20 protein-coding genes are annotated in these 20,016 nt (G+C 62.6%); 16 read left to right on the top strand and 4 right to left on the bottom strand.

Annotated elements, in window-relative coordinates; translation table 11 throughout:
- From ACQKPS_RS23070 to ACQKPS_RS23080, 3 genes are all read right to left on the bottom strand, one after another.
- Nucleotides 1-325 (bottom strand): SUMF1/EgtB/PvdO family nonheme iron enzyme (locus ACQKPS_RS23070; RefSeq protein WP_427605675.1); only part of this gene is annotated, 325 nt, incomplete at its 3' end.
- Nucleotides 322-2,637 (bottom strand): hypothetical protein, encoded by a 2,316-nt coding sequence (locus ACQKPS_RS23075; RefSeq protein ID WP_427605676.1) that lies wholly within the window; start codon nt 2,635-2,637, stop codon nt 322-324. The genes ACQKPS_RS23070 and ACQKPS_RS23075, both read right to left, overlap by 4 nt.
- 475 nt (nt 2,638-3,112) lie before the next feature.
- Nucleotides 3,113-3,805, bottom strand: a complete 693-nt coding sequence (locus tag ACQKPS_RS23080) for an alpha/beta family hydrolase (protein ID WP_427605677.1) — start codon at nt 3,803-3,805, stop codon at nt 3,113-3,115.
- Nucleotides 3,806-3,854: 49 nt separating this feature from the next.
- On the opposite strand from ACQKPS_RS23080, the gene ccoN (ACQKPS_RS23085) reads away from it, so the two are divergent.
- The 16 genes from ccoN (ACQKPS_RS23085) (at nt 3,855) to ACQKPS_RS23160 (ending at nt 19,375) form a co-directional block, all read left to right on the top strand.
- A complete protein-coding gene (ccoN, locus tag ACQKPS_RS23085) occupies nt 3,855-5,279 on the top strand; it encodes a cytochrome-c oxidase, cbb3-type subunit I (protein WP_254484485.1) in 1,425 nt (474 codons plus the stop codon).
- Nucleotides 5,280-5,292: 13 nt separating this feature from the next.
- The gene (gene ccoO, locus ACQKPS_RS23090) at nt 5,293-5,901 is read left to right on the top strand and encodes a cytochrome-c oxidase, cbb3-type subunit II (RefSeq protein WP_054884101.1); all 609 of its coding nucleotides are present in this window, start codon (nt 5,293-5,295) and stop codon (nt 5,899-5,901) included.
- Nucleotides 5,902-5,907: 6 nt separating this feature from the next.
- Nucleotides 5,908-6,114, top strand: coding sequence for a cbb3-type cytochrome oxidase subunit 3 (locus ACQKPS_RS23095; RefSeq protein WP_054884102.1), 207 nt, complete (start codon nt 5,908-5,910; stop codon nt 6,112-6,114).
- The gene (gene ccoP, locus ACQKPS_RS23100; RefSeq protein ID WP_427605678.1) at nt 6,111-7,052 is read left to right on the top strand and encodes a cytochrome-c oxidase, cbb3-type subunit III; all 942 of its coding nucleotides are present in this window, start codon (nt 6,111-6,113) and stop codon (nt 7,050-7,052) included. The genes ACQKPS_RS23095 and ccoP (ACQKPS_RS23100) overlap by 4 nt, the downstream gene beginning before the upstream one ends.
- 364 nt (nt 7,053-7,416) lie before the next feature.
- The gene (gene ccoN / locus ACQKPS_RS23105) at nt 7,417-8,859 is read left to right on the top strand and encodes a cytochrome-c oxidase, cbb3-type subunit I (protein WP_159411429.1); all 1,443 of its coding nucleotides are present in this window, start codon (nt 7,417-7,419) and stop codon (nt 8,857-8,859) included.
- Entirely contained in the window at nt 8,859-9,467 is a 609-nt protein-coding gene (ccoO, locus tag ACQKPS_RS23110; protein WP_054884105.1) for a cytochrome-c oxidase, cbb3-type subunit II, read from the top strand. Before ccoN (ACQKPS_RS23105) ends, ccoO (ACQKPS_RS23110) begins: the two co-directional genes overlap by 1 nt.
- A gap of 5 nt (nt 9,468-9,472) precedes the next feature.
- The gene (locus ACQKPS_RS23115; RefSeq protein WP_051101055.1) at nt 9,473-9,664 is read left to right on the top strand and encodes a CcoQ/FixQ family Cbb3-type cytochrome c oxidase assembly chaperone; all 192 of its coding nucleotides are present in this window, start codon (nt 9,473-9,475) and stop codon (nt 9,662-9,664) included.
- On the top strand, nt 9,661-10,641 hold the full coding sequence (gene ccoP / locus ACQKPS_RS23120; RefSeq protein WP_283724990.1) for a cytochrome-c oxidase, cbb3-type subunit III: 981 nt from the start codon (nt 9,661-9,663) through the stop codon (nt 10,639-10,641). Before ACQKPS_RS23115 ends, ccoP (ACQKPS_RS23120) begins: the two co-directional genes overlap by 4 nt.
- Nucleotides 10,642-10,930: 289 nt before the next feature.
- Nucleotides 10,931-12,346 carry a cytochrome c oxidase accessory protein CcoG gene (gene ccoG, locus ACQKPS_RS23125; RefSeq protein WP_254484479.1) on the top strand — a complete coding sequence of 472 codons (1,416 nt, stop codon included), beginning with the start codon at nt 10,931-10,933 and terminating at the stop codon, nt 12,344-12,346.
- A 17-nt stretch (nt 12,347-12,363) separates the two neighbouring features.
- Nucleotides 12,364-12,891: a FixH family protein gene (locus ACQKPS_RS23130; RefSeq protein ID WP_427605679.1), complete on the top strand. Its 528-nt coding sequence runs from the start codon at nt 12,364-12,366 to the stop codon at nt 12,889-12,891.
- Between the two features lie 149 nt (nt 12,892-13,040).
- Nucleotides 13,041-15,512, top strand: coding sequence for a heavy metal translocating P-type ATPase (locus ACQKPS_RS23135; protein WP_427605680.1), 2,472 nt, complete (start codon nt 13,041-13,043; stop codon nt 15,510-15,512).
- A complete protein-coding gene (gene ccoS / locus ACQKPS_RS23140) occupies nt 15,494-15,709 on the top strand; it encodes a cbb3-type cytochrome oxidase assembly protein CcoS (RefSeq protein ID WP_254484473.1) in 216 nt (71 codons plus the stop codon). The genes ACQKPS_RS23135 and ccoS overlap by 19 nt, the downstream gene beginning before the upstream one ends.
- Nucleotides 15,702-16,385: a sulfite exporter TauE/SafE family protein gene (locus ACQKPS_RS23145; RefSeq protein WP_427605681.1), complete on the top strand. Its 684-nt coding sequence runs from the start codon at nt 15,702-15,704 to the stop codon at nt 16,383-16,385. Before ccoS ends, ACQKPS_RS23145 begins: the two co-directional genes overlap by 8 nt.
- Before the next feature lie 82 nt (nt 16,386-16,467).
- Nucleotides 16,468-17,850, top strand: a complete 1,383-nt coding sequence (gene hemN / locus ACQKPS_RS23150) for an oxygen-independent coproporphyrinogen III oxidase (protein ID WP_254484469.1) — start codon at nt 16,468-16,470, stop codon at nt 17,848-17,850.
- 186 nt (nt 17,851-18,036) lie between these two features.
- Nucleotides 18,037-18,771: a Crp/Fnr family transcriptional regulator FnrA gene (gene fnrA, locus ACQKPS_RS23155; RefSeq protein WP_060508220.1), complete on the top strand. Its 735-nt coding sequence runs from the start codon at nt 18,037-18,039 to the stop codon at nt 18,769-18,771.
- A gap of 55 nt (nt 18,772-18,826) precedes the next feature.
- Nucleotides 18,827-19,375 (top strand): adenine phosphoribosyltransferase, encoded by a 549-nt coding sequence (locus ACQKPS_RS23160; RefSeq protein WP_009683910.1) that lies wholly within the window; start codon nt 18,827-18,829, stop codon nt 19,373-19,375.
- A 35-nt stretch (nt 19,376-19,410) separates the two neighbouring features.
- On the opposite strand, the gene recR is transcribed toward ACQKPS_RS23160, so the two are convergent.
- Nucleotides 19,411-20,013 carry a recombination mediator RecR gene (gene recR, locus ACQKPS_RS23165; RefSeq protein WP_054884114.1) on the bottom strand — a complete coding sequence of 201 codons (603 nt, stop codon included), beginning with the start codon at nt 20,011-20,013 and terminating at the stop codon, nt 19,411-19,413.
- Nucleotides 20,014-20,016 lie beyond the last annotated feature (3 nt).

Consider the following 20,016-nt stretch of genomic DNA (forward strand, 5'->3'; position numbering starts at 1 on the left):
TTGCCAGCAGGTAAAAATCATACTCCTCATTCGTCACCTTGAACTTCGACATGGAAAAACTACTAAGCTTTACCTCATGAAGCGGCTTACTGTTCACATCAGCATCATATTGAATTTTTTCCAAACCATACTCAGCACCGAAATCCCCCATCAGGTATTTGCCACCTTCAACATACACCTGCCGCTCGACTACCTTCTCAACAAAAGCCTCAACCCTTTCAGGATCCACTTGCGGAGCACTAGCTACATTGCTGCTGACTTCCTGTCCGCACCCAGCAATAGCTGAAGCGACCAAAACGAGACTAATATTCAGATATGCCCTCATACTTCCCCCCACCTAAAATCAAATTCACTGCAATCAGGGCCAAAACTACAGCGCTCAGGGAAATTGGGGTTATCACCGTAATTCAGCCTATAGTATTCGGTGTTATTCATAGTAAGCGCATACCCCCAACTGCTTTCCAACCTGATAACCTTTCGAATGGCGTACAATTCGTCCTTCGCCCTGCGAAGATCATCATCGCGATCGAACCCAATTTGCAGGAACTCTATCAAGCTCTGTTCTTGCCGTTTTTCTACAATTGCCTCATCTCCCTCGCCGGCTTGGCTACCACCATCAACTGTTACGCGGCACAGCACCTTTCGCCACTCGACAAGGGTTTGAATACTTCTCAGAACCCAAACCACCGCTTCTTTTCGCTGCTGAAAGAAATCAGGTACGAGATTCTCCCCCATATTATTCGGGTCCTGATAATCCAGTTTGCCATGCCTAGTCAGCAGATAAATCAAGATACCTTTAGATTCCGGAGTATAGGCAAGTAACTCAAAGCGACGAGAAATAGTATTTTTTGCCAACATATTTCTCCGACGAGATGTGGCAATCTGGTCTTTAGCACTACCAGCAAATTCAATCAACGCATTTGATAAATCACCAGCCACCTTCGACAAGTCTTTACCAAACTGCGCATATCGCGCATAAAGTTCAAAACCCACGCCAATGAGCCCAACCACACATGCCCTGCTATAGATAGCAAACGCGTCTTTATCGACAATAGAAAAGAACCCATAATCCAATCGATGAAGCTGATACACCAACCACGCCCCAAACTCCGCAATCGAGTTAGTACCCACCTCAAAAATAAGCCCGCCCTTGGCCCCGTAGCCCCAACAGAGGCTGGCAGCAACATGAAAGCAAAACTTGCCGTTAATGAACGTGCAGTGAAACTTCCCACTCGCGCCAACACCTGCCAACCCGCCTATGCTCTGCGCAATCGTGCAAAAGTCCGTGAACTCGCCACTGGACATCAGCATGCCCGCTGTCCAGTGCTCCGGGTCGATCGGCCCTGCCGGTTTCAACCACTGCAAGCTGCCTTTCAGGCTGCCCTCTGCCCGAGCCCCTGCAAATCCCTGACCGGTAAGCTTCAGCCCCTCGTCCTCGGCATCCATCTGCTGGTGGAACACCGCCCCTTTGGTGCGCCGCGTTTCGAAGCGCGGCAGCCGCCCACCCGGCTGGCCGGCCAGCATCTGCTTGTCGCCTTTGACCACCACCTGCAACTGGCCTTCCAGCACTACCGACGCACCGATGAAGCCGGTCAGCTCCGGCTCGATCAACAAGCGCATCCGGCCCATGTCGAAGGTTTGGCCATCACCGTGGGCGTAGGCCAGCGACCAGCCCAGGCGATCCGGTACGAAGGCCTGGGTGCCAACCGTTGCCGAGGCGATGGAGAAGCTGGCCTTGGCAGCGACATTGACCGCTGCCTGGCCCTTGGCGGGGTCGAACTCGGCACTGGCGCCCACGTTGGAAACAAGGCGCATGAACTGGGCGCCGGCCGAAAAATCGATGTTCTCGCTACCAAACAGCGCGCCGCTGGTCGTTGCACTTTCGTTCCAGCTGTCCGCCCAGTCGAACAGCGTCAGGTCCTTTTGCAAGTCCTCCGGGTTGAAGTCAGCACCGGTCCACTTCAGCACGTCGGCCAGTTCAAGCTTCAGCTTCCGCCACTCCAGGTTCAGCAACTGTTGCCGTAACAGCTGCGTATCAATGCGGGTATTGCCGCGTTTGTCCTTGCGGATAAAACTTTGCTGGCCGGTTTTCTTATCTTTGGCCTTGAGCGACTTGCTGCTTAGCTTTCCACCCTGCTTGTTTGCGTCGTAAAAGCTCTTTTTCACATAGGCATAGCGAATGGGCTTCTTGCCCCGCTTGCCCTTGCTGTTCTGGCCGCTGATCGGCAGCAGCTCGACCACGTCCTCGTAGGCCATGCCGTTTTGCGAGAACGTGCCCAGCTTCTCGTGTATCGCCTTGCGCTGTTCATCCACATTGTCTTCGGCAGCGGCAATTGCGATTTCGTGTTGGTCCCGCGCCAGCGCCGAAAGGCCTTTCAGCGAACCGGCCATGTAGGCCTCAAGCACTTCCTGATACCTGGCTTGCGCCTCGTGGAAGTTGCTGATGCTGGCCTGCATGCCACGCCAGTGGGTTTCAAACCTGCCGGCCTCCATGCCGGCAAGGAATACCAGCTCCTCGGTGTCGGGGCGGAAGTAGCACTGCGCGGCTTTCTGGTAGGCAACCACTACAGTGCTCTCTCTACTGGTCACCCCTTCTGCGTGCGGTGCTTCTGCCTGGCTATCGTTGGTGGACTCCATGTTCACTCCATCGTCAGTTTGAGAGCCTGTGACTCAAGCTCGTAACGAGAGCCCTCGCTACCATCTTCTGCCAACAGGCGGGGGCTGGTAGATGCAGTACTGCTTGCCACACCCGAGCAGGGCCAGGTGTGGTTCAGGGTGGTTTCATAGCAGGAAGCGGACAGACGCATGAGCCCGGTTATCACCCCATACGAAGTCCGCAGAGGCATCACCATGGATGTGTTGGCTATGGTTGAAGATCAAGCGTGCGGTTTCAGACATAACGACCTCTGAACGGAAACTGCATTTCCCAACTCCTCTGCGACAACTTGGCGCCGAAAGGAGGAGAATTTCCGTTTACATTGGCCTGTAATTTGTTGATAGTCCATGCGAGGCGGGCGATTAGGAAGGTTCCCACATAGCAGGGTAGTTTTTCCTACAAAATAAGCCCGGATTTGATTAGATTAGGCGGCGATCAATGTACGAAACCCCACCGCTATTCTTGTAAAAAAGCCACAACCCGCTCCGCCGCCGCCTGCAAATGCTGCTCATGGCTGAACCCCGAGGCCTTCAACGGCTTCAGGTCATGGTCCCCCGCCACTAGCCAGCTCACCTCGATCGCCGACGACAACGCATACCCCGCCACCGCCTCGCGGTTACCCAGCGCATCGCGCTCGCCCTGCACGATCAAGGTCGGCGTTTTCAACTCGGCCAAATGCTCCACTCGCGGCTTCTCGGGCTTGCCCACCGCGTAGAACGGATAACCCAGGCACACCAGCGCATCCGCACCCAATTCGTCGGCCAACAGGCTGGCCATGCGACCGCCCATGGACTTGCCACCCACTGCCAGCTTACCCGCGACCAAAGGTCGCACCTGCCGGTACACCTCGCGCCAGCATTCCAGCAACACCTTCTGCGGGTTCGGCGGCCGCTTGCCGCCGGTAACCCTGCGCTCGGCCATGTACGGGAACTCGAAGCGCACTACCGCTACCCCAAGTGCCGCAAGCCTTTGCGCCATTTCGTCCATGAACCCGCTGTCCATCGGCGCACCTGCGCCATGGGCCAGGATCAGGCAGCCCTTGTAGCCGTCTTTGCCTTCAACCTGCGGAGGATCGCAGCGCAAGCCTGGGACATTTCCGACCTGCGCCCATTGATCCCCGTCAATACCGGCACTTTGCCCATTACTCATGCTTGCCTCGCTGTAAAGCCTGCCAATAACCGTGGATGGGAACCCATACATGAACACAACCAGCAGTACCGCCTATAACTACAAGGTGGTCCGCCAATTCGCCATCATGACGGTGGTGTGGGGAATCGTCGGGATGGGGCTCGGCGTCTTCATCGCCGCCCAGCTCGCCTGGCCTTCCCTCAACTTCGACCTCCCCTGGACCAGCTTCGGCCGCCTGCGACCGCTGCATACCAATGCGGTGATCTTTGCATTCGGCGGCTGCGCGCTGTTTGCCACCTCCTATTATTCGGTGCAACGCACCTGCCAGACCACCCTGTTCGCGCCAAAACTGGCGGCGTTCAGCTTCTGGGGCTGGCAACTGGTGATCCTGCTGGCGGCCATCACCCTGCCGCTGGGCTACACCAGCTCCAAGGAATACGCCGAGCTGGAATGGCCGATCGACATCCTCATCACCATCGTCTGGGTCAGCTACGCCATCGTGTTCTTCGGCACGCTGATGAAGCGCACCACCAAGCACATCTACGTCGGCAACTGGTTCTTCGGCGCCTTCATCCTCACCGTGGCGCTGCTGCACATCGTCAACAACCTGGAGCTGCCGGTCAGCCTGACCAAGTCGTACTCGGTGTACGCCGGTGCCACCGACGCCATGGTGCAATGGTGGTACGGCCACAACGCGGTAGGCTTCTTCCTCACCGCCGGCTTCCTCGGGATGATGTACTACTACGTGCCCAAGCAGGCCGAGCGCCCGGTGTATTCCTATCGCCTGTCGATCGTTCACTTCTGGGCACTGATCACCCTGTACATCTGGGCAGGCCCGCACCACCTGCACTACACCGCCCTGCCGGACTGGGCGCAGTCGCTGGGCATGGTGATGTCGCTGATCCTGCTGGCGCCAAGCTGGGGCGGCATGATCAACGGCATGATGACCCTGTCGGGGGCCTGGCACAAACTGCGCAGCGACCCGATCCTGCGTTTCCTGGTGGTGTCGCTGGCGTTCTACGGCATGTCCACCTTCGAAGGCCCGATGATGGCCATCAAGACGGTCAACGCCTTGTCCCACTACACCGACTGGACCATCGGCCACGTGCATGCCGGCGCCCTCGGCTGGGTGGCGATGATCTCGATCGGTGCGCTGTACCACACCATCCCGAAAGTGTTCGGCAAGCAGCAGATGCACAGCCTGGGCCTGATCAACGCGCATTTCTGGCTGGCGACCATCGGCACCGTGCTGTACATCGCCTCGATGTGGGTCAACGGCATCGCCCAGGGCCTGATGTGGCGCGCAGTCAACAGCGACGGCACGCTCACCTACTCGTTCGTTGAAACCCTGGTGGCCAGCCACCCAGGCTTCATCGTGCGCTTCGTCGGCGGCGCGATCTTCCTCAGCGGCATGTTCCTGATGGCCTGGAACACCTGGCGCACCGTGCGTTCGCCGGCGCTCGACGCCGCCCCTGCGAACGCCCAGCTGGCTTGAGGAGACATGACTGATGAAACATGAAGTCATCGAGAAAAACGTAGGCCTCCTGGCCTTGCTGATGGTGTTTGCCGTGAGCATCGGCGGCCTGACCCAGATCGTCCCGCTGTTCTTCCAGGACGTCACCAACAAGCCGGTCGAAGGCATGAAGCCCTACACCGCGCTGCAACTGGAAGGCCGCGACATCTACATCCGCGAAGGCTGCGTCGGCTGCCATTCGCAGATGATCCGCCCGTTCCGCGCCGAAACCGAACGCTACGGCCACTACTCGGTCGCCGGTGAAAGCGTCTGGGACCACCCGTTCCTGTGGGGCTCCAAGCGCACCGGCCCGGACCTGGCCCGCGTCGGTGGCCGCTACTCGGACGACTGGCACCGCGCGCACCTGTACAACCCGCGCAACGTGGTACCGGAATCGAAGATGCCGTCCTACCCGTGGCTGGTCGCGGAAAAGGTCGACAACAGCCACACCGACACCAAGATGCGCACCCTGCGCACCTTGGGCGTGCCGTACACCGACGAGGACATCGCCGGCGCCCGTGACGCGGTCAAGGGCAAGACCGAGATGGACGCGCTGGTCGCCTACCTGCAGGTGCTTGGCACCGCCATCAAGAACAAGAGGTAAACCACCATGGAAATGGACATCGGCATGATCCGTGGGCTGGGCACCCTGGTGGTGATGATCGCCTTCATCGGCCTCTCACTGTGGGTGTTCAACCGACGCCGCGACCATGATTTCGCCGAAGCGCGCCTGCTGCCCTTCGTCGACGACCGCCTGCCCCCTGCCGGGCAGGAACCTGCTGCCATGACTGCGGCTGTGAGGAGCAAAGCGCAATGACCACCTTCTGGAGTACCTATATCAGTGTACTGACCATCGGCAGCCTGATCGGCCTGGCGTGGCTGTTGCTGTCGACCCGCAAGGGCCAGAGCAACAGCACCACCGACCAGACCATGGGGCACAGCTTCGATGGCATCGAGGAGTACGACAACCCGCTGCCCAAGTGGTGGTTCTGGCTGTTCGTCGGCACCCTGGTGTTCGGCGCCGGTTACCTGGTGCTGTACCCGGGCCTGGGCAACTGGAAGGGCATCCTGCCCGGCTATGAGAATGGCTGGACCGGTGCCAACGAGTGGCAGAAGGAGATGGAAAAGGCCGACGCCAGGTTCGGCCCGATCTTCGCCAAGTACGCGGCCATGCCGGTAGAGGAAGTCGCCAAGGACCCTCAAGCGCTGAAAATGGGCAGCCGCCTGTTCGCCTCCAACTGCTCGGTGTGCCACGGCTCGGATGCCAAGGGCGCCTACGGCTTCCCCAACCTGACCGACAACGACTGGCGCTGGGGCGGCGAGCCGGAGACCATCAAGGCTTCGATCATGAATGGCCGCCACGGCGTGATGCCGGCCTGGGCCGAGGTGATCGGGGAGCAGGGCGTGGCGGATGTCGCTGCGTTCGTGCTGAGCAACCTCGATGGCCGCAGCCTGCCGGAAGGGGTCAAGGCCGACCCGGTCAAGGGCAAGGAAATCTTCGCCGGCAACTGCGTGGCCTGCCACGGGCCTGAAGGCAAAGGCACCCCGGCCATGGGCGCGCCGAACCTGACCCATCCGCAGGCGTTCATCTATGGGTCGAGCTTTGCCCAGTTGCAGCAGACCATTCGCTATGGGCGCCAGGGGCAGATGCCGGCCCAGGCGGAGATCCAGGGCAATGACAAGGTGCACCTGCTGGCGGCCTATGTGTACAGCCTGTCGCAGAACGATGCCGCCGAAAAGCTGACCGCCCAGTAAAACCCTCGGGGCCGCCTTGCGGCCCCTCTCCCCGCTCTACCCCCGCCCTTGCACCCCCTCCGAACAGAACTAAGCTTGTTGCCACAGCGGCTTCGCTCCGAAAGGTCCGAAGCAGACGCGGCGCACAGCCTGATGCCGCCCGCAAAAAAAGCTTGACCAATCGATCAGAAAAAGATGAAAAACGGTACACATTACAAATATTTATTTGTGTACAATCGTCCCGACCCTCTCGCCGCGGGACACCGGCGGAAGGGCCCGGACACGGGTCGGCGCACGGATCCTTGCGTTGTCATAACCCACGCGGTTATCGATACCGGCGCCGATTTTTCGACCAACAAGAACACCAAAACCGTGGAACCTTAGCATGAGCACAGCAATCAGTCCGACTGCTTATAACTATAAGGTCGTCCGCCAGTTCGCCATCATGACGGTGGTCTGGGGGATCCTTGGCATGGGCCTGGGCGTCTTCATCGCCTCGCAGCTGGTGTGGCCGCAACTGAACCTGGACCTGCCCTGGACCAGCTTCGGCCGCCTGCGCCCGCTGCACACCAACCTGGTCATCTTCGCCTTCGGTGGCTGTGCGCTGTTCGGCACCAGTTACTACGTGGTGCAGCGCACCTGCCAGACCCGGCTGATCTCCGACAGCATGGCCGCCTTCACCTTCTGGGGTTGGCAGGCGGTGATCGTCGGCGCGCTGATCACCCTGCCGATGGGCTTCACCACCACCAAGGAATACGCCGAGCTGGAATGGCCGCTGGCGATCCTGCTGGCCATCGTCTGGGTCACCTACGGGCTGGTGTTCTTCGGCACCATCGTCAAGCGCAAGACCAAGCACATCTATGTCGGCAACTGGTTCTACGGCGCCTTCATAGTGGTCACCGCGATGCTGCACATCGTCAACCACATTTCGCTGCCGGTGAGCCTGTTCAAGTCGTACTCGGCCTATGCCGGTGCCACCGACGCGATGATCCAGTGGTGGTACGGCCACAACGCGGTGGGCTTCTTCCTCACCACCGGCTTCCTCGGGATGATGTACTACTTCGTGCCCAAGCAGGCTGAACGGCCGATCTACTCCTATCGCCTGTCGATCGTGCACTTCTGGGCACTGATCACCCTGTACATCTGGGCCGGCCCGCACCACCTGCACTACACCGCGCTGCCCGACTGGGCGCAATCGCTGGGCATGGTGATGTCGATCATCCTGCTGGCACCGAGCTGGGGCGGCATGATCAACGGCATGATGACCCTGTCGGGCGCCTGGCACAAACTGCGCACCGACCCGATCCTGCGCTTTTTGGTGGTGTCGCTGGCGTTCTACGGCATGTCCACCTTCGAAGGCCCGATGATGGCCATCAAGACCGTCAACTCGCTGTCGCACTACACCGACTGGACCATCGGCCACGTGCACGCCGGCGCCCTCGGCTGGGTGGCGATGATCTCGATCGGCGCGGTCTACCACATGATTCCGAAACTCTACGGCCGCGAGCAGATGCACAGCGTCGGCCTGATCAACGCGCACTTCTGGCTGGCGACCATCGGCACTGTGCTGTACATCGCCTCGATGTGGGTCAACGGCATCACCCAGGGCCTGATGTGGCGCGCCATCAACGATGACGGCACGCTCACCTACTCCTTCGTCGAAGCCCTGCAAGCCAGCCACCCTGGCTATATCGTCCGCGCCCTGGGCGGTGCGTTCTTCGCCACCGGCATGCTGCTGATGGCCTACAACGTGTTCCGCACCGTGCGTGCCGCCAACCCGGTACAGGCCGAGGAAGCCGCCAAGATCGTCGTCGTGGGAGCGCACTGATGAAGCATGAAGCCGTCGAGAAGAACATAGGCCTGCTGGCCTTCTTCATGGTCATCGCCGTGAGCGTCGGTGGCCTGACCCAGATCGTCCCGCTGTTTTTCCAGGACGTCACCAACAAGCCGGTCGAAGGCATGAAACCGCGCACCGCGCTGGAAGTCGAAGGCCGCGACATCTACATCCGTGAAGGCTGCGTTGGCTGCCACTCGCAGATGATCCGCCCGTTCCGCGCCGAAACCGAACGCTATGGCCACTACTCGGTCGCTGGCGAAAGCGTCTGGGACCACCCGTTCCTGTGGGGCTCCAAGCGCACCGGCCCGGACCTGGCCCGCGTCGGTGGGCGCTACTCCGATGACTGGCACCGCGCACACCTGTACAACCCGCGCAACGTGGTACCGGAATCGAAGATGCCGGCCTACCCGTGGCTGGTCGAGAACAAGCTCGATGGCAAGGACACCGCGAAGAAGCTGGAAGTACTGCGTACCTTGGGCACGCCCTACAGCGACGCCGACATCGCCGGCGCCCGCGACGCGGTCAAGGGCAAGACCGAAATGGACGCGCTGGTCGCGTACCTGCAGGGTCTTGGCACCATCATCAAAAGCAAACGGTGACGCTGATGGATATCGGGATGATTCGCGGCCTGGGCACCGTCGTGGTGATGGTGGCCTTCGTGGGCCTGGCGCTGTGGGTGTTCAACCCACGGCGCAAGAAGGACTTCGACGAAGCGACCCAGCTGCCCTTCGCGGATGATCCCGAGGCCAGCAAGCACGTCGAGCAAGCAAAAGCTTCTGGGAGCAAACAACAATGACAACCTTCTGGAGTCTGTACGTTACCGTCCTGACCCTGGGCACCATCTTCTCGCTGACCTGGCTGCTGCTGTCGACCCGCAAGGGCCAGCGCGAAGAGGCCACCGACGAGACCGTCGGGCATGCCTTCGATGGCATCGAGGAGTACGACAACCCGCTGCCGAAATGGTGGTTCTGGCTGTTCGTCGGCACCATCGTCTTCGCCCTTGGCTACCTGGTGCTGTACCCGGGCCTGGGCAACTGGAAAGGCATCCTGCCGGGCTATTCGTACCTGGACAACGACAAGCAGACCGAATTCTCCAACGGCCAGCCGGGGTGGACCGGCGTGCACGAGTGGGAAAAGGAAATGGCCAAGGCCAACGCACGCTTCGGGCCGATCTTCGCCAAGTTCGCGGCGATGCCGATCGAAGAGGTCGCCAAGGACCCGCAAGCGCTGAAGATGGGCGCACGCCTGTTCGCCTCGAACTGCTCGGTGTGCCACGGCTCCGATGCCAAGGGCGCCTATGGCTTCCCCAACCTTACCGACAACGACTGGCGCTGGGGCGGCGAGCCGGAAACCATCAAGACCACCATCATGGGCGGCCGCCATGGCGTGATGCCAGCCTGGGGTGAAGTGCTGGGCGAACAGGGCGTTGCCGATGTCGCCGCGTTCGTCACCAGCAAACTCGATGGCCGCAGCCTGCCGGAAGGCGCCAAGGCCGATGCCGAGAACGGCCAGAAGCTGTTCGCCGCCAACTGCGTTGCCTGCCACGGGCCTGAGGGCAAGGGCACCCCGGCCATGGGCGCGCCGAACCTGACCCACCCGCAGGCGTTCATCTACGGTTCGAGCTTTGCCCAGCTGCAGCAGACCATTCGCTATGGCCGCCAGGGGCAGATGCCGGCGCAGGAGCAGCTTCAGGGTAACGACAAGGTGCACTTGCTGGCGGCTTATGTGTACAGCCTGTCGCACCAGGCTGAACCGGCCCAGCAGGCAGAGTAAGGCAGGCCTGGCCTCTCGCGGATAAATCCGCTCCTACATACACACGCGGTCCCTGTAGGAGCGGATTCATCCGCGAAGAGGCCGGCAAATGCAGCACAAGCTGACCTGGATCAATTGACACTCGCCATAACACGATTCACACCACGAACCCAACGCGACTAAAGGTCGCAGCGCGATCCCATACCGCCACCAGCGGCGTATCATGGATCGCATAGCGCTAGCAGCATGCGCGAGACTGTGGCCGGCACGCACTGGCCGCGGCGTTTCTCCACTGCCGTGGGACTTGATGATGAGCAAGCAAATTCCGGTACATGACGTCACCCCGCCTGCCAGCAAAGGGAAGGATTCCGTCGACCTCTACGCCTCTCGCGAAAAAATCTATACCCGCGCCTTCACCGGCATCTTCCGCAGGCTGCGGATGGTCGGCGGGGCCGTGCTGTTCCTGCTCTACTTCGGCACCGTGTGGCTGAACTGGGGTGGCCACCAGGCCGTGTGGTGGAACCTGCCGGAGCGCAAGTTCTACATCTTCGGCGCCACCATCTGGCCCCAGGACTTCATCCTGCTGTCGGGCATTCTCATCGTCGCCGCCTTCGGCCTGTTCTTCATCACTGTATTCGCCGGGCGCGTGTGGTGCGGCTACACCTGCCCGCAAAGCGTGTGGACATGGATCTTCATGTGGTGCGAAAAAGTCACCGAGGGTGACCGCAACCAGCGCATGAAGCTTGACCGCTCGCCCATGAGCGGCAACAAGTTCCTGCGCAAGTTCGCCAAGCACAGCCTGTGGCTGCTGATCGGCTTCGTCACCGGCATGACCTTCGTCGGTTACTTCTCCCCGATCCGCGAGCTGTTTACCGAGTTTTTCACTGGCCAAGCCGATGGCTGGGCCTACTTCTGGGTCGGCTTCTTCACCCTGGCCACCTACGGCAACGCTGGCTGGCTGCGCGAGCAGGTGTGCGTGTACATGTGCCCCTATGCGCGCTTCCAGAGCGTGATGTTCGACAAGGACACCCTGATCGTCTCGTACGACCCGCGCCGCGGCGAAACCCGCGGCCCGCGCAAGAAAGACGCCGACTACAAGGCCATGGGCCTGGGCGACTGCATCGACTGCACCATGTGCGTGCAGGTCTGCCCCACCGGAATCGACATTCGCGATGGCCTGCAGATCGAGTGCATCGGCTGCGCGGCGTGCATCGATGCCTGCGACAGCATCATGGACAAGATGAACTACCCCAAAGGCCTGATCAGCTACACCACCGAGCACAACCTCTCGGGCCAGAAGACCCACATGCTGCGCCCTCGCCTGATCGGCTATGCCGTGGTGCTGCTGGTGATGATCATCGCCCTGGGCACGGCCTTCGCCACCCGTTCGCTGGTCGGTTTCGACGTCAGCAAGGACCGCGTGCTGTACCGCGAGAACGCCCAAGGCCGGATCGAGAACGTATACAGCCTCAAGGTCATGAACAAGGACCAGCGCGACCACGTCTACGTGCTGGACGCCACCGGCCTGCCCGACCTGCGCCTGGAAGGCCAGCGCGAGATCCGCGTGGCCGCCGGCGATATTGTCAGCCTGCCGGTACAGCTGTCGATTGCGCCTGAGAAGCTGCCATCCACCACCAACGAAATCACCTTCATCCTCAACAGCGCCGACGACAGTGCTGCCAAGGTTGAAGCCAAGAGCCGCTTCATCGGCCCACAGATCCGCTGACAGAGAGAACACTGACAATGCCTGCCGCCACCGCCGCCAGCCCTTGGTACAAGCACCTCTGGCCCTGGATCATCATCGGCATTCTGACCACCTCGGTGTGCCTGAGCCTGACCATGGTCAGCATCGCCGTGCACAACCCGGACAACCTGGTCAACGACAACTACTACGAAGCGGGCAAAGGCATCAACCGCTCGCTGGACCGCGAGCTGCTGGCCCAGACCCTCAACCTCAAGGCCAGCGTGCACCTGGATGAGCTGACCGGCGAGGCGGAGGTGCGCCTGAGCGGCAACAGCGATCCGCAAAGCCTGGAGCTCAACCTGATTTCGCCGACCCAGCCGGACAGGGACCGCAAAGTACTGCTCAGCCGGGTCGAGCGCGGGCGCTATATCGGGCAGCTGGAGGACAAGGTCGACGGACGCCGGTTCGTCGAACTGCTGGGTAGCCAGGACGAGCATGTGTGGCGGTTGTTCGAGGAAGAGAAGGTCGAGCATGGCGTGACCTTGCAGCTGGGTGACGAAGCGCTCCAGGGAGCCGAACACCAGTAACCGCACCACCGCCTCCCCCTGTGGGAGCGGGTTTACCCGCGAATGCGCCAGATCAGGCAAAGCTGTTTTCAGGCCTGCCGCATTCGCGGGTGAACCCGCTCCCACAGGTACCGCGCTCAGGCAGACGATTTGTGTAAGGCAATGATGTGATGACCCAACCCACCCCCTGCTACCACTGCGCCCTGCCCGTCCCCACCGGTAGCCGCTTCACCGCCGTGGTCCTCGGCGAGCCCCGGCAGTTCTGCTGCCCCGGCTGCCAGGCGGTGGCCGAGTCCATCGTCGCCAGCGGCCTTGAGCACTACTACCAGCACCGCAGCGACAGCAGCGCCAACCCCGAGGCACTGCCGAAACAACTGCAAGATGAGCTGGCCCTGTACGACCGCAGCGATGTCCAGCAGAACTTCGTCCGCCATACGGGCGACCTGGCCGAGGCCACCTTGCTGGTCGAAGGCATCAGTTGCGCCGCCTGCGGCTGGCTGATCGAAAAGCACCTGCGCAATCTGCCTGGCGTCGCCGAAGCCCGCCTGAACCTGTCCAACCACCGCCTGTTGCTCAACTGGGACGACCACCAGCTACCGCTGTCGCGGCTGTTCGCCGAACTGCGCCAGATCGGCTACGCCGCCCACCCGTACCAGCCCGACCAGGCCGCCGAACAGCTTGCCAGGGACAACCGCAGCGCCTTGCGCCGCCTGGGCGTGGCCGGCCTGCTGTGGTTCCAGGCGATGATGGCAACGATGGCCACCTGGCCGGAGTTCAACATCGACCTGTCGCCGGAAATGCACACCATCCTGCGCTGGGTCGCGCTGTTCCTGACCATTCCCATCGTGTTCTACAGTTGCGCGCCATTCTTCAAAGGCGCCGCGCGCGACCTGCGTACCCGCCACCTGACCATGGACGTGTCGGTGTCGCTGGCCATCGGCCTGGCCTTTGGCGCCGGCATCTGGACGGCCGTGACCGGCAGCGGCGAGTTGTATTTCGATACCGTCGGCATGTTCGCCCTGTTCCTGCTGACCGGCCGCTATCTCGAGCGCCGCGCCCGCGAGCGCACGGCCGCAGCCACCGCGCAGCTGGTCAACCTGCTACCGGCCTCGTGCCTGCGCCTGGACAGCTACGGGCGGGCCGAACGCATCCTGCTCGGCGAACTGCAGCGTGGCGACACCGTGCAGGTACTGCCCGGTGCGGTGATCCCGGCGGACGGACGCATCGTCGAAGGGCGCTCCAGCGTCGACGAATCGCTGCTGACCGGTGAGTATCTGCCACAACCACGGCGCGTCGGCGAGCACGTCACCGGCGGCACGCTGAACGTCGAGAGCACACTGAACGTTGAGGTCGAAGCGCTCGGCCATGACTCGCGGCTGTCGGCCATCGTCCGCCTGCTTGAGCGCGCGCAGACGGAAAAGCCACGGCTGGCGGAAATCGCCGACCGCGCCTCGCAGTACTTCCTGCTGTTCTCGCTCCTGGCCGCCGTGGCCATCGGCCTGTGGTGGTGGTACCTGGACCCGGCGCGGGCCTTCTGGATCGTCCTGGCCATGCTGGTGGCGACCTGCCCGTGCGCGCTCTCGCTGGCCACCCCGACCGCACTCACTGCCGCCACCGGAACGCTGCACAAGCTCGGCCTGTTGGTCACCCGTGGCCATGTACTTGAGGGCCTGAACCAGATCGACACGGTGATTTTCGACAAGACCGGCACCCTGACCGAGGGCCGCCTGACCCTGCGCAGCATTCGCCCATTGGCAACGCTGCCGGCCGACCGTTGCCTGGCCCTTGCCGCCGCCCTCGAAAACCGCTCCGAGCACCCGATTGCGCGCGCCTTTGGCCGCACCGCAGCGGCCGCCGACGACGTGCAGACAGTCCCGGGGCTCGGGCTTGAAGGCCGGGTCGACGGCCAGCCGCTGCGCATTGGCCAGGCCACGTTTGTCTGCGCCCTGAGCGGCACCGAGATCCCCACCGTGCCGGAACCGCGTGGTCAATGGTTGCTGCTGGGCGACCAGCAGGGGCCACTCGCCTGGTTCGGCCTCGATGATCGCCTGCGCGAGGATGCCCCAGCCCTGCTCGCTGCCTGCCAGGCACGCGGCTGGCGTACCTTGCTGCTGTCCGGCGACAGCTCGCCGATGGTCGCCGAGGTGGCCGCGCAACTGGGCATCGACCAAGCCATCGGCGGCCTGCGCCCGGACGACAAGCTGGACCGCCTCAAGGCCCTGCAGGCCGCCGGGCGCAAGGTGCTGATGCTCGGCGACGGGGTCAACGACGTGCCCGTGCTGGCCGCTGCCGACATCAGCATTGCCATGGGCAGCGCCACGGACCTTGCCAAGACCAGCGCCGATGCGGTGCTGCTGTCCAACCGCCTGCAGGCACTGGTACAGGCCTTCGACCTGGCCCGCCGTACCCGCCGCAACATCCTCGAGAACCTGCTCTGGGCAACCCTGTATAATGGCCTCATGTTGCCGTTCGCCGCGCTTGGCTGGGTCACCCCGGTATGGGCGGCCATCGGCATGTCGGTCAGTTCGCTGATCGTGGTGCTCAATGCCCTGCGCCTGACCCGCCTGCCGGCGGTGGCAGGCCTGGCGGCGAACGACACAGCCGCTCACGGAAGGAAGTCGCCATGCCCGCCCTCTATGTGATGATCCCTGCCGCCCTGCTGTTGGTTGGCGTGGCCGTCTACATCTTCTTCTGGGCGGTGGACAGCGGCCAGTACGATGACCTCGAGAGCCCGGCCCACAGCATCCTGTTCGATGATCAGGACCCGCGCCATCAGGCGGCGGTCAAACCCGAAGAAACCGCAGCGCCCGACGACAAGGCAGCGCCACCCCGTGCCTGACCTGGTGCCCCTGCTCGGCTCGGCCCTGGTGCTCGGCCTGCTCGGTGGCGGCCACTGCCTGGGCATGTGTGGCGGCCTGATGGGCGCGCTGACCCTGGCCATTCCCCCCGAGCAACGCGGCCGGCGGCTGCGCCTGCTGATGGCCTACAACCTGGGGCGCATCCTCAGCTATGCCTGCGCCGGCCTGCTGCTCGGCCTGGCTGGCTGGGCACTGGCCAGCAGCTCGGCGGCCATGGCGCTGCGCGTGGTGGCGGCGCTGCTGCTGATCGCCATGGGGCTGTACCTGGCCGGCTGGTGGAGCGGCCTGACCCGCATCGAAGCGCTGGGCCGTGGGCTGTGGCGGCATATCCAGCCAGCCGCTTCGCGCCTTATGCCGGTCTCCAGCGTGCCCCGTGCACTGCTATTGGGGGCACTGTGGGGCTGGTTGCCGTGCGGCCTGGTCTACAGCACTTTGCTGTGGGCAGCCAGCCAGGGCAACGCCGGCTACAGCGCAGCGTTGATGCTGGCATTCGGGCTGGGCACATGGCCCATCTTGCTCGCCACCGGCCTGGCGGCGGAGCGGGTAAACGCCGTGTTGAGACGGCGTAGCGTGCGCATGGCCGGTGGTGTATTGGTGATCCTGTTTGGTATCTGGACCTTGCCCGGCCCGCACCAGCATTGGCTCATGGGCCACTGATGGACGCTTGATACAAATCAACACACTTTCCTACAGACAGCCATAGACTCCGGACACTGCTGCATCATCCGGGGACTCCCACATGCTCGCCGACCTACGCTGGGATGCCGACCTGATCCGCCGCTACGATCTCGCCGGCCCACGCTACACCTCCTACCCGACCGCCGTGCAACTGCACAGTGAGGTAGGTTCGTTCGACCTGCTCCACGCCCTGCGCGAGAGCCGCCGGGCCGTGCGCCCGCTTTCGCTGTACGTGCACGTGCCGTTCTGCGCCAACATCTGCTACTACTGCGCCTGCAACAAGGTCATCACCAAGGATCGCGGCCGCGCTGCGCCTTACCTGCAACGCCTGGAGCAGGAGATCCAGCTGATCGCCTGCCACCTGGCGCCTAAACAGCGCGTTGAGCAGCTGCATTTCGGCGGCGGCACGCCGACCTTCCTCAGCCACGTCGAACTCCGCCAGCTGATGGCTACCTTGCGCAAGCACTTCAACTTGCTGGACGACGACTCCGGCGACTACGGCATCGAGATCGACCCGCGCGAGGCCGACTGGTCGACCATGGGCCTGCTCCGCGAGCTGGGCTTCAACCGTGTCAGCCTCGGCGTGCAGGACCTCGACCCGGCCGTTCAGCGCGCGGTCAACCGCTTGCAGAGCCTGGAGCAGACCCGCACCCTGATCGAGGCCGCGCGCACCCTGCAGTTTCGTTCGGTCAGCCTCGACCTGATCTACGGCCTGCCCAAACAGACCGTGGAGGGCTTTGCCCGCACCGTCGACGAAGTGATCCGCCTGCAACCCGACCGTCTGTCAGTGTTCAACTACGCCCACCTGCCCGAACGCTTCATGCCGCAGCGGCGCATCGACAGCAACGACCTGCCGGCACCGGCGGTCAAGCTCGAGATGCTGCGCAACACCATCGAACAGCTGACCGCCGCCGGCTATCGCTACATCGGCATGGATCACTTCGCCCTGCCTGACGACGAACTGGCGATTGCCCAGGAAGAAGGCACCCTGCAGCGCAACTTCCAGGGTTACACCACCCATGGTCATTGCGACCTGATCGGCCTGGGCGTATCGGCGATCAGCCAGATCGGCGACCTCTACTGCCAGAACAGCAGCGACCTCAATACCTATCAGGACACCCTGTCCAACGCCCAGCTGGCGACCCAGCGCGGACTGGTCTGCAACCACGACGACCGCTTGCGGCGGGCCGTGATCCAGCAGCTGATCTGCCATTTCGAACTGGACTTCGAACCGATCGAGGAAGCGTTCAGCATCGATTTTCGCGGCTATTTCAACGACCTCTGGCCAGCTCTGCAGACCCTGCAGCGCGATGGCCTGATCAGCCTGGACGACACGGGCATCCGTATCCTTCCGGCCGGGCGCCTGCTGGCACGCTCGGTGTGCATGGTGTTCGATGCCTACCTGGCGATGCATAACCGCCAGCGCTTCTCACGGGTAATCTGATCACGGAGTCAATCGACCACATGGACAAGCCCCCCAGGGCAGGCACACTATGGGCTGACAAGGACTCCCGGCATTTTCCCGCCGGGGTTTCGCCAGTTCGCTTCAAAGTAGCGCAGACTGGCCTACACCCTCGGTCGTGAGTTACCCTTACGACTTATGTGTGCTTTCCCACAAGGATCGATTCAAATGTCCGAGCCAGTCAAACTGCGCGCCCACAACCAGGCCCATTGCAAGGATTGCAGCCTGGCCCCCCTGTGCCTGCCTCTTTCGCTCAACCTCGAAGACATGGATGCACTGGATGAAATCGTCAAACGCGGACGCCCGCTGAAGAAAGGCGAGTTCCTGTTCCGCCAGGGTGACAATTTCGGCTCGGTTTATGCCGTACGCTCCGGCGCCCTCAAGACCTTCAGCCTGAGCGACAGCGGTGAAGAACAGATCACCGGCTTCCACTTGCCCAGCGAGCTGGTCGGCCTGTCCGGCATGGACACCGAGGCCTACCCGGTGTCGGCCCAGGCCCAGGAAACCACTTCGGTTTGCGAGATCCCCTTCGAGCGCCTCGATGAGCTCTCCGTTCAACTGCCACAGCTGCGTCGCCAGTTGATGCGGGTGATGAGCCGCGAAATTCGCGACGACCAGCAGATGATGCTGTTGTTGTCGAAGAAGACCGCCGACGAACGCATCGCCACGTTCCTGGTCAACCTGTCCGCACGCTTCCGCGCCCGCGGTTACTCGGCCAACCAGTTCCGCCTGAGCATGTCGCGCAACGAAATCGGCAACTACCTGGGCCTGGCGGTGGAAACCGTGTCGCGGGTATTCACCCGTTTCCAGCAGAACGGCCTGATTCGCGCCGAAGGCAAGGAAGTGCACATCCTCGACCCGATCCAGCTGTGTGCGCTGGCCGGTGGTGCAATCGAGGCCTGAGGCCGGCGTTTAGCGGGTATACTTGGGCATTCGTTTTCCCAGGATACCCGCAACAATGCACAGCGACGCCTTCGACCTCAAAGCCCTGATCCGCCCGGTAGTGGACTTCCCCAAGCCCGGCGTGATCTTTCGCGACATCACCCCGCTGTTCCAGTCGCCGCGCGGGCTGCGTTACGTGGCCGACCAGTTCATCGAGCGTTATGTAGAGGCTGAGTTCAGCCACATCGGCGCCATGGACGCACGCGGCTTCCTGATCGGCTCGATCATCGCCCACCAGTTGAACAAGCCGCTGATCCTGTTCCGCAAACAGGGCAAGCTGCCGGCCGACGTATTGAGCGAGGGCTACCAGACCGAGTACGGCGAAGCCTTCCTGGAAGTGCATGCCGACAGCCTGTGCGAAGGCGATTCGGTGTTGATCTTCGATGACCTGATTGCCACCGGCGGCACCCTGCTGGCGGCCGCCAACCTGGTGCGTCGCACCGGCGCCCAAGTGTTCGAGGCGGCGGCGATCATCGACCTGCCCGAGCTGGATGGCTCGCGCCGGTTGCAGGCGGCCGGAGTGCCGACCTTCTGCCTGACCGAGTTTTCCCTGAGCGAATACTGAGTTGCTGGCTGGGGCCGCTGTGCAGCCCCAGCCAATCACAGCGAGATCGGCTTGCGCCCGGCAAAGGCATGGGCCAGCGTTCCGCCGTCAACCAGCTCCAGCTCCCCGCCCAGCGGTACGCCATGGGCGATCCGCGACGCCACCAGCCCTTTCTCGTTCAGCAACTGGGCGATGTAATGCGCGGTCGCCTCACCTTCCACGGTCGGGTTGGTCGCCAGGATCACCTCGGTGAAGCTGCCCTGCTCCTCGATCCGCGCCATCAGCTGCGGCACACCGATGGCCTCTGGCCCCAGGCCATCGAGCGGCGACAAGTGCCCCTTGAGCACGAAGTAACGCCCGCGATAGCCGGTCTGCTCCACCGCGTACACATCCATTGGCCCTTCCACCACACACAGCTGCGTGTCGTCACGGCGCGGGTCGCTGCACTGCGGGCACAGCTCCTGCTCGGTCAGGGTCCGGCACTGGCGGCAATGCCCTACCCCTTCCATGGCCTGGCTCAACGCCTGGGCTAGGCGCAGGCCGCCGCTGCGGTCACGTTCGAGCAGCTGCAGGGCCATGCGCTGGGCGGTTTTCTGGCCGACGCCCGGGAGGGTGCGCAGGGCGTCGATCAGTTGGCGGATCAGGGGGCTGAAGCTCATGGG

Origin of the sequence: Pseudomonas sp. NPDC086566 (assembly GCF_050280885.1) — a bacterium.
GTDB lineage: Bacteria > Pseudomonadota > Gammaproteobacteria > Pseudomonadales > Pseudomonadaceae > Aquipseudomonas > Aquipseudomonas vlassakiae.

Excerpts from the sequence above, each read along its gene's own strand:
- fnrA (WP_060508220.1), top strand. The coding sequence starts at position 18,037 with ATGTCCGAGCCAGTCAAACTGCGCGCCCACAACCAGGCCCATTGCAAG.
- ccoP (WP_283724990.1), top strand. The coding sequence starts at position 9,661 with ATGACAACCTTCTGGAGTCTGTACGTTACCGTCCTGACCCTGGGCACC.
- ccoO (WP_054884101.1), top strand. The coding sequence starts at position 5,293 with ATGAAACATGAAGTCATCGAGAAAAACGTAGGCCTCCTGGCCTTGCTG.
- ACQKPS_RS23115 (WP_051101055.1), top strand. The coding sequence starts at position 9,473 with ATGGATATCGGGATGATTCGCGGCCTGGGCACCGTCGTGGTGATGGTG.
- hemN (WP_254484469.1), top strand. The coding sequence starts at position 16,468 with ATGCTCGCCGACCTACGCTGGGATGCCGACCTGATCCGCCGCTACGAT.
- ccoN (WP_159411429.1), top strand. The coding sequence starts at position 7,417 with ATGAGCACAGCAATCAGTCCGACTGCTTATAACTATAAGGTCGTCCGC.
- ACQKPS_RS23135 (WP_427605680.1), top strand. The coding sequence starts at position 13,041 with ATGACCCAACCCACCCCCTGCTACCACTGCGCCCTGCCCGTCCCCACC.
- ccoS (WP_254484473.1), top strand. The coding sequence starts at position 15,494 with ATGCCCGCCCTCTATGTGATGATCCCTGCCGCCCTGCTGTTGGTTGGC.
- ACQKPS_RS23075 (WP_427605676.1), bottom strand. The coding sequence starts at position 2,637 with ATGGAGTCCACCAACGATAGCCAGGCAGAAGCACCGCACGCAGAAGGG.
- ACQKPS_RS23080 (WP_427605677.1), bottom strand. The coding sequence starts at position 3,805 with ATGAGTAATGGGCAAAGTGCCGGTATTGACGGGGATCAATGGGCGCAG.
- ccoP (WP_427605678.1), top strand. The coding sequence starts at position 6,111 with ATGACCACCTTCTGGAGTACCTATATCAGTGTACTGACCATCGGCAGC.
- ccoN (WP_254484485.1), top strand. The coding sequence starts at position 3,855 with ATGAACACAACCAGCAGTACCGCCTATAACTACAAGGTGGTCCGCCAA.
- recR (WP_054884114.1), bottom strand. The coding sequence starts at position 20,013 with ATGAGCTTCAGCCCCCTGATCCGCCAACTGATCGACGCCCTGCGCACC.
- ACQKPS_RS23160 (WP_009683910.1), top strand. The coding sequence starts at position 18,827 with ATGCACAGCGACGCCTTCGACCTCAAAGCCCTGATCCGCCCGGTAGTG.
- ccoO (WP_054884105.1), top strand. The coding sequence starts at position 8,859 with ATGAAGCATGAAGCCGTCGAGAAGAACATAGGCCTGCTGGCCTTCTTC.
- ACQKPS_RS23130 (WP_427605679.1), top strand. The coding sequence starts at position 12,364 with ATGCCTGCCGCCACCGCCGCCAGCCCTTGGTACAAGCACCTCTGGCCC.
- ccoG (WP_254484479.1), top strand. The coding sequence starts at position 10,931 with ATGAGCAAGCAAATTCCGGTACATGACGTCACCCCGCCTGCCAGCAAA.
- ACQKPS_RS23095 (WP_054884102.1), top strand. The coding sequence starts at position 5,908 with ATGGAAATGGACATCGGCATGATCCGTGGGCTGGGCACCCTGGTGGTG.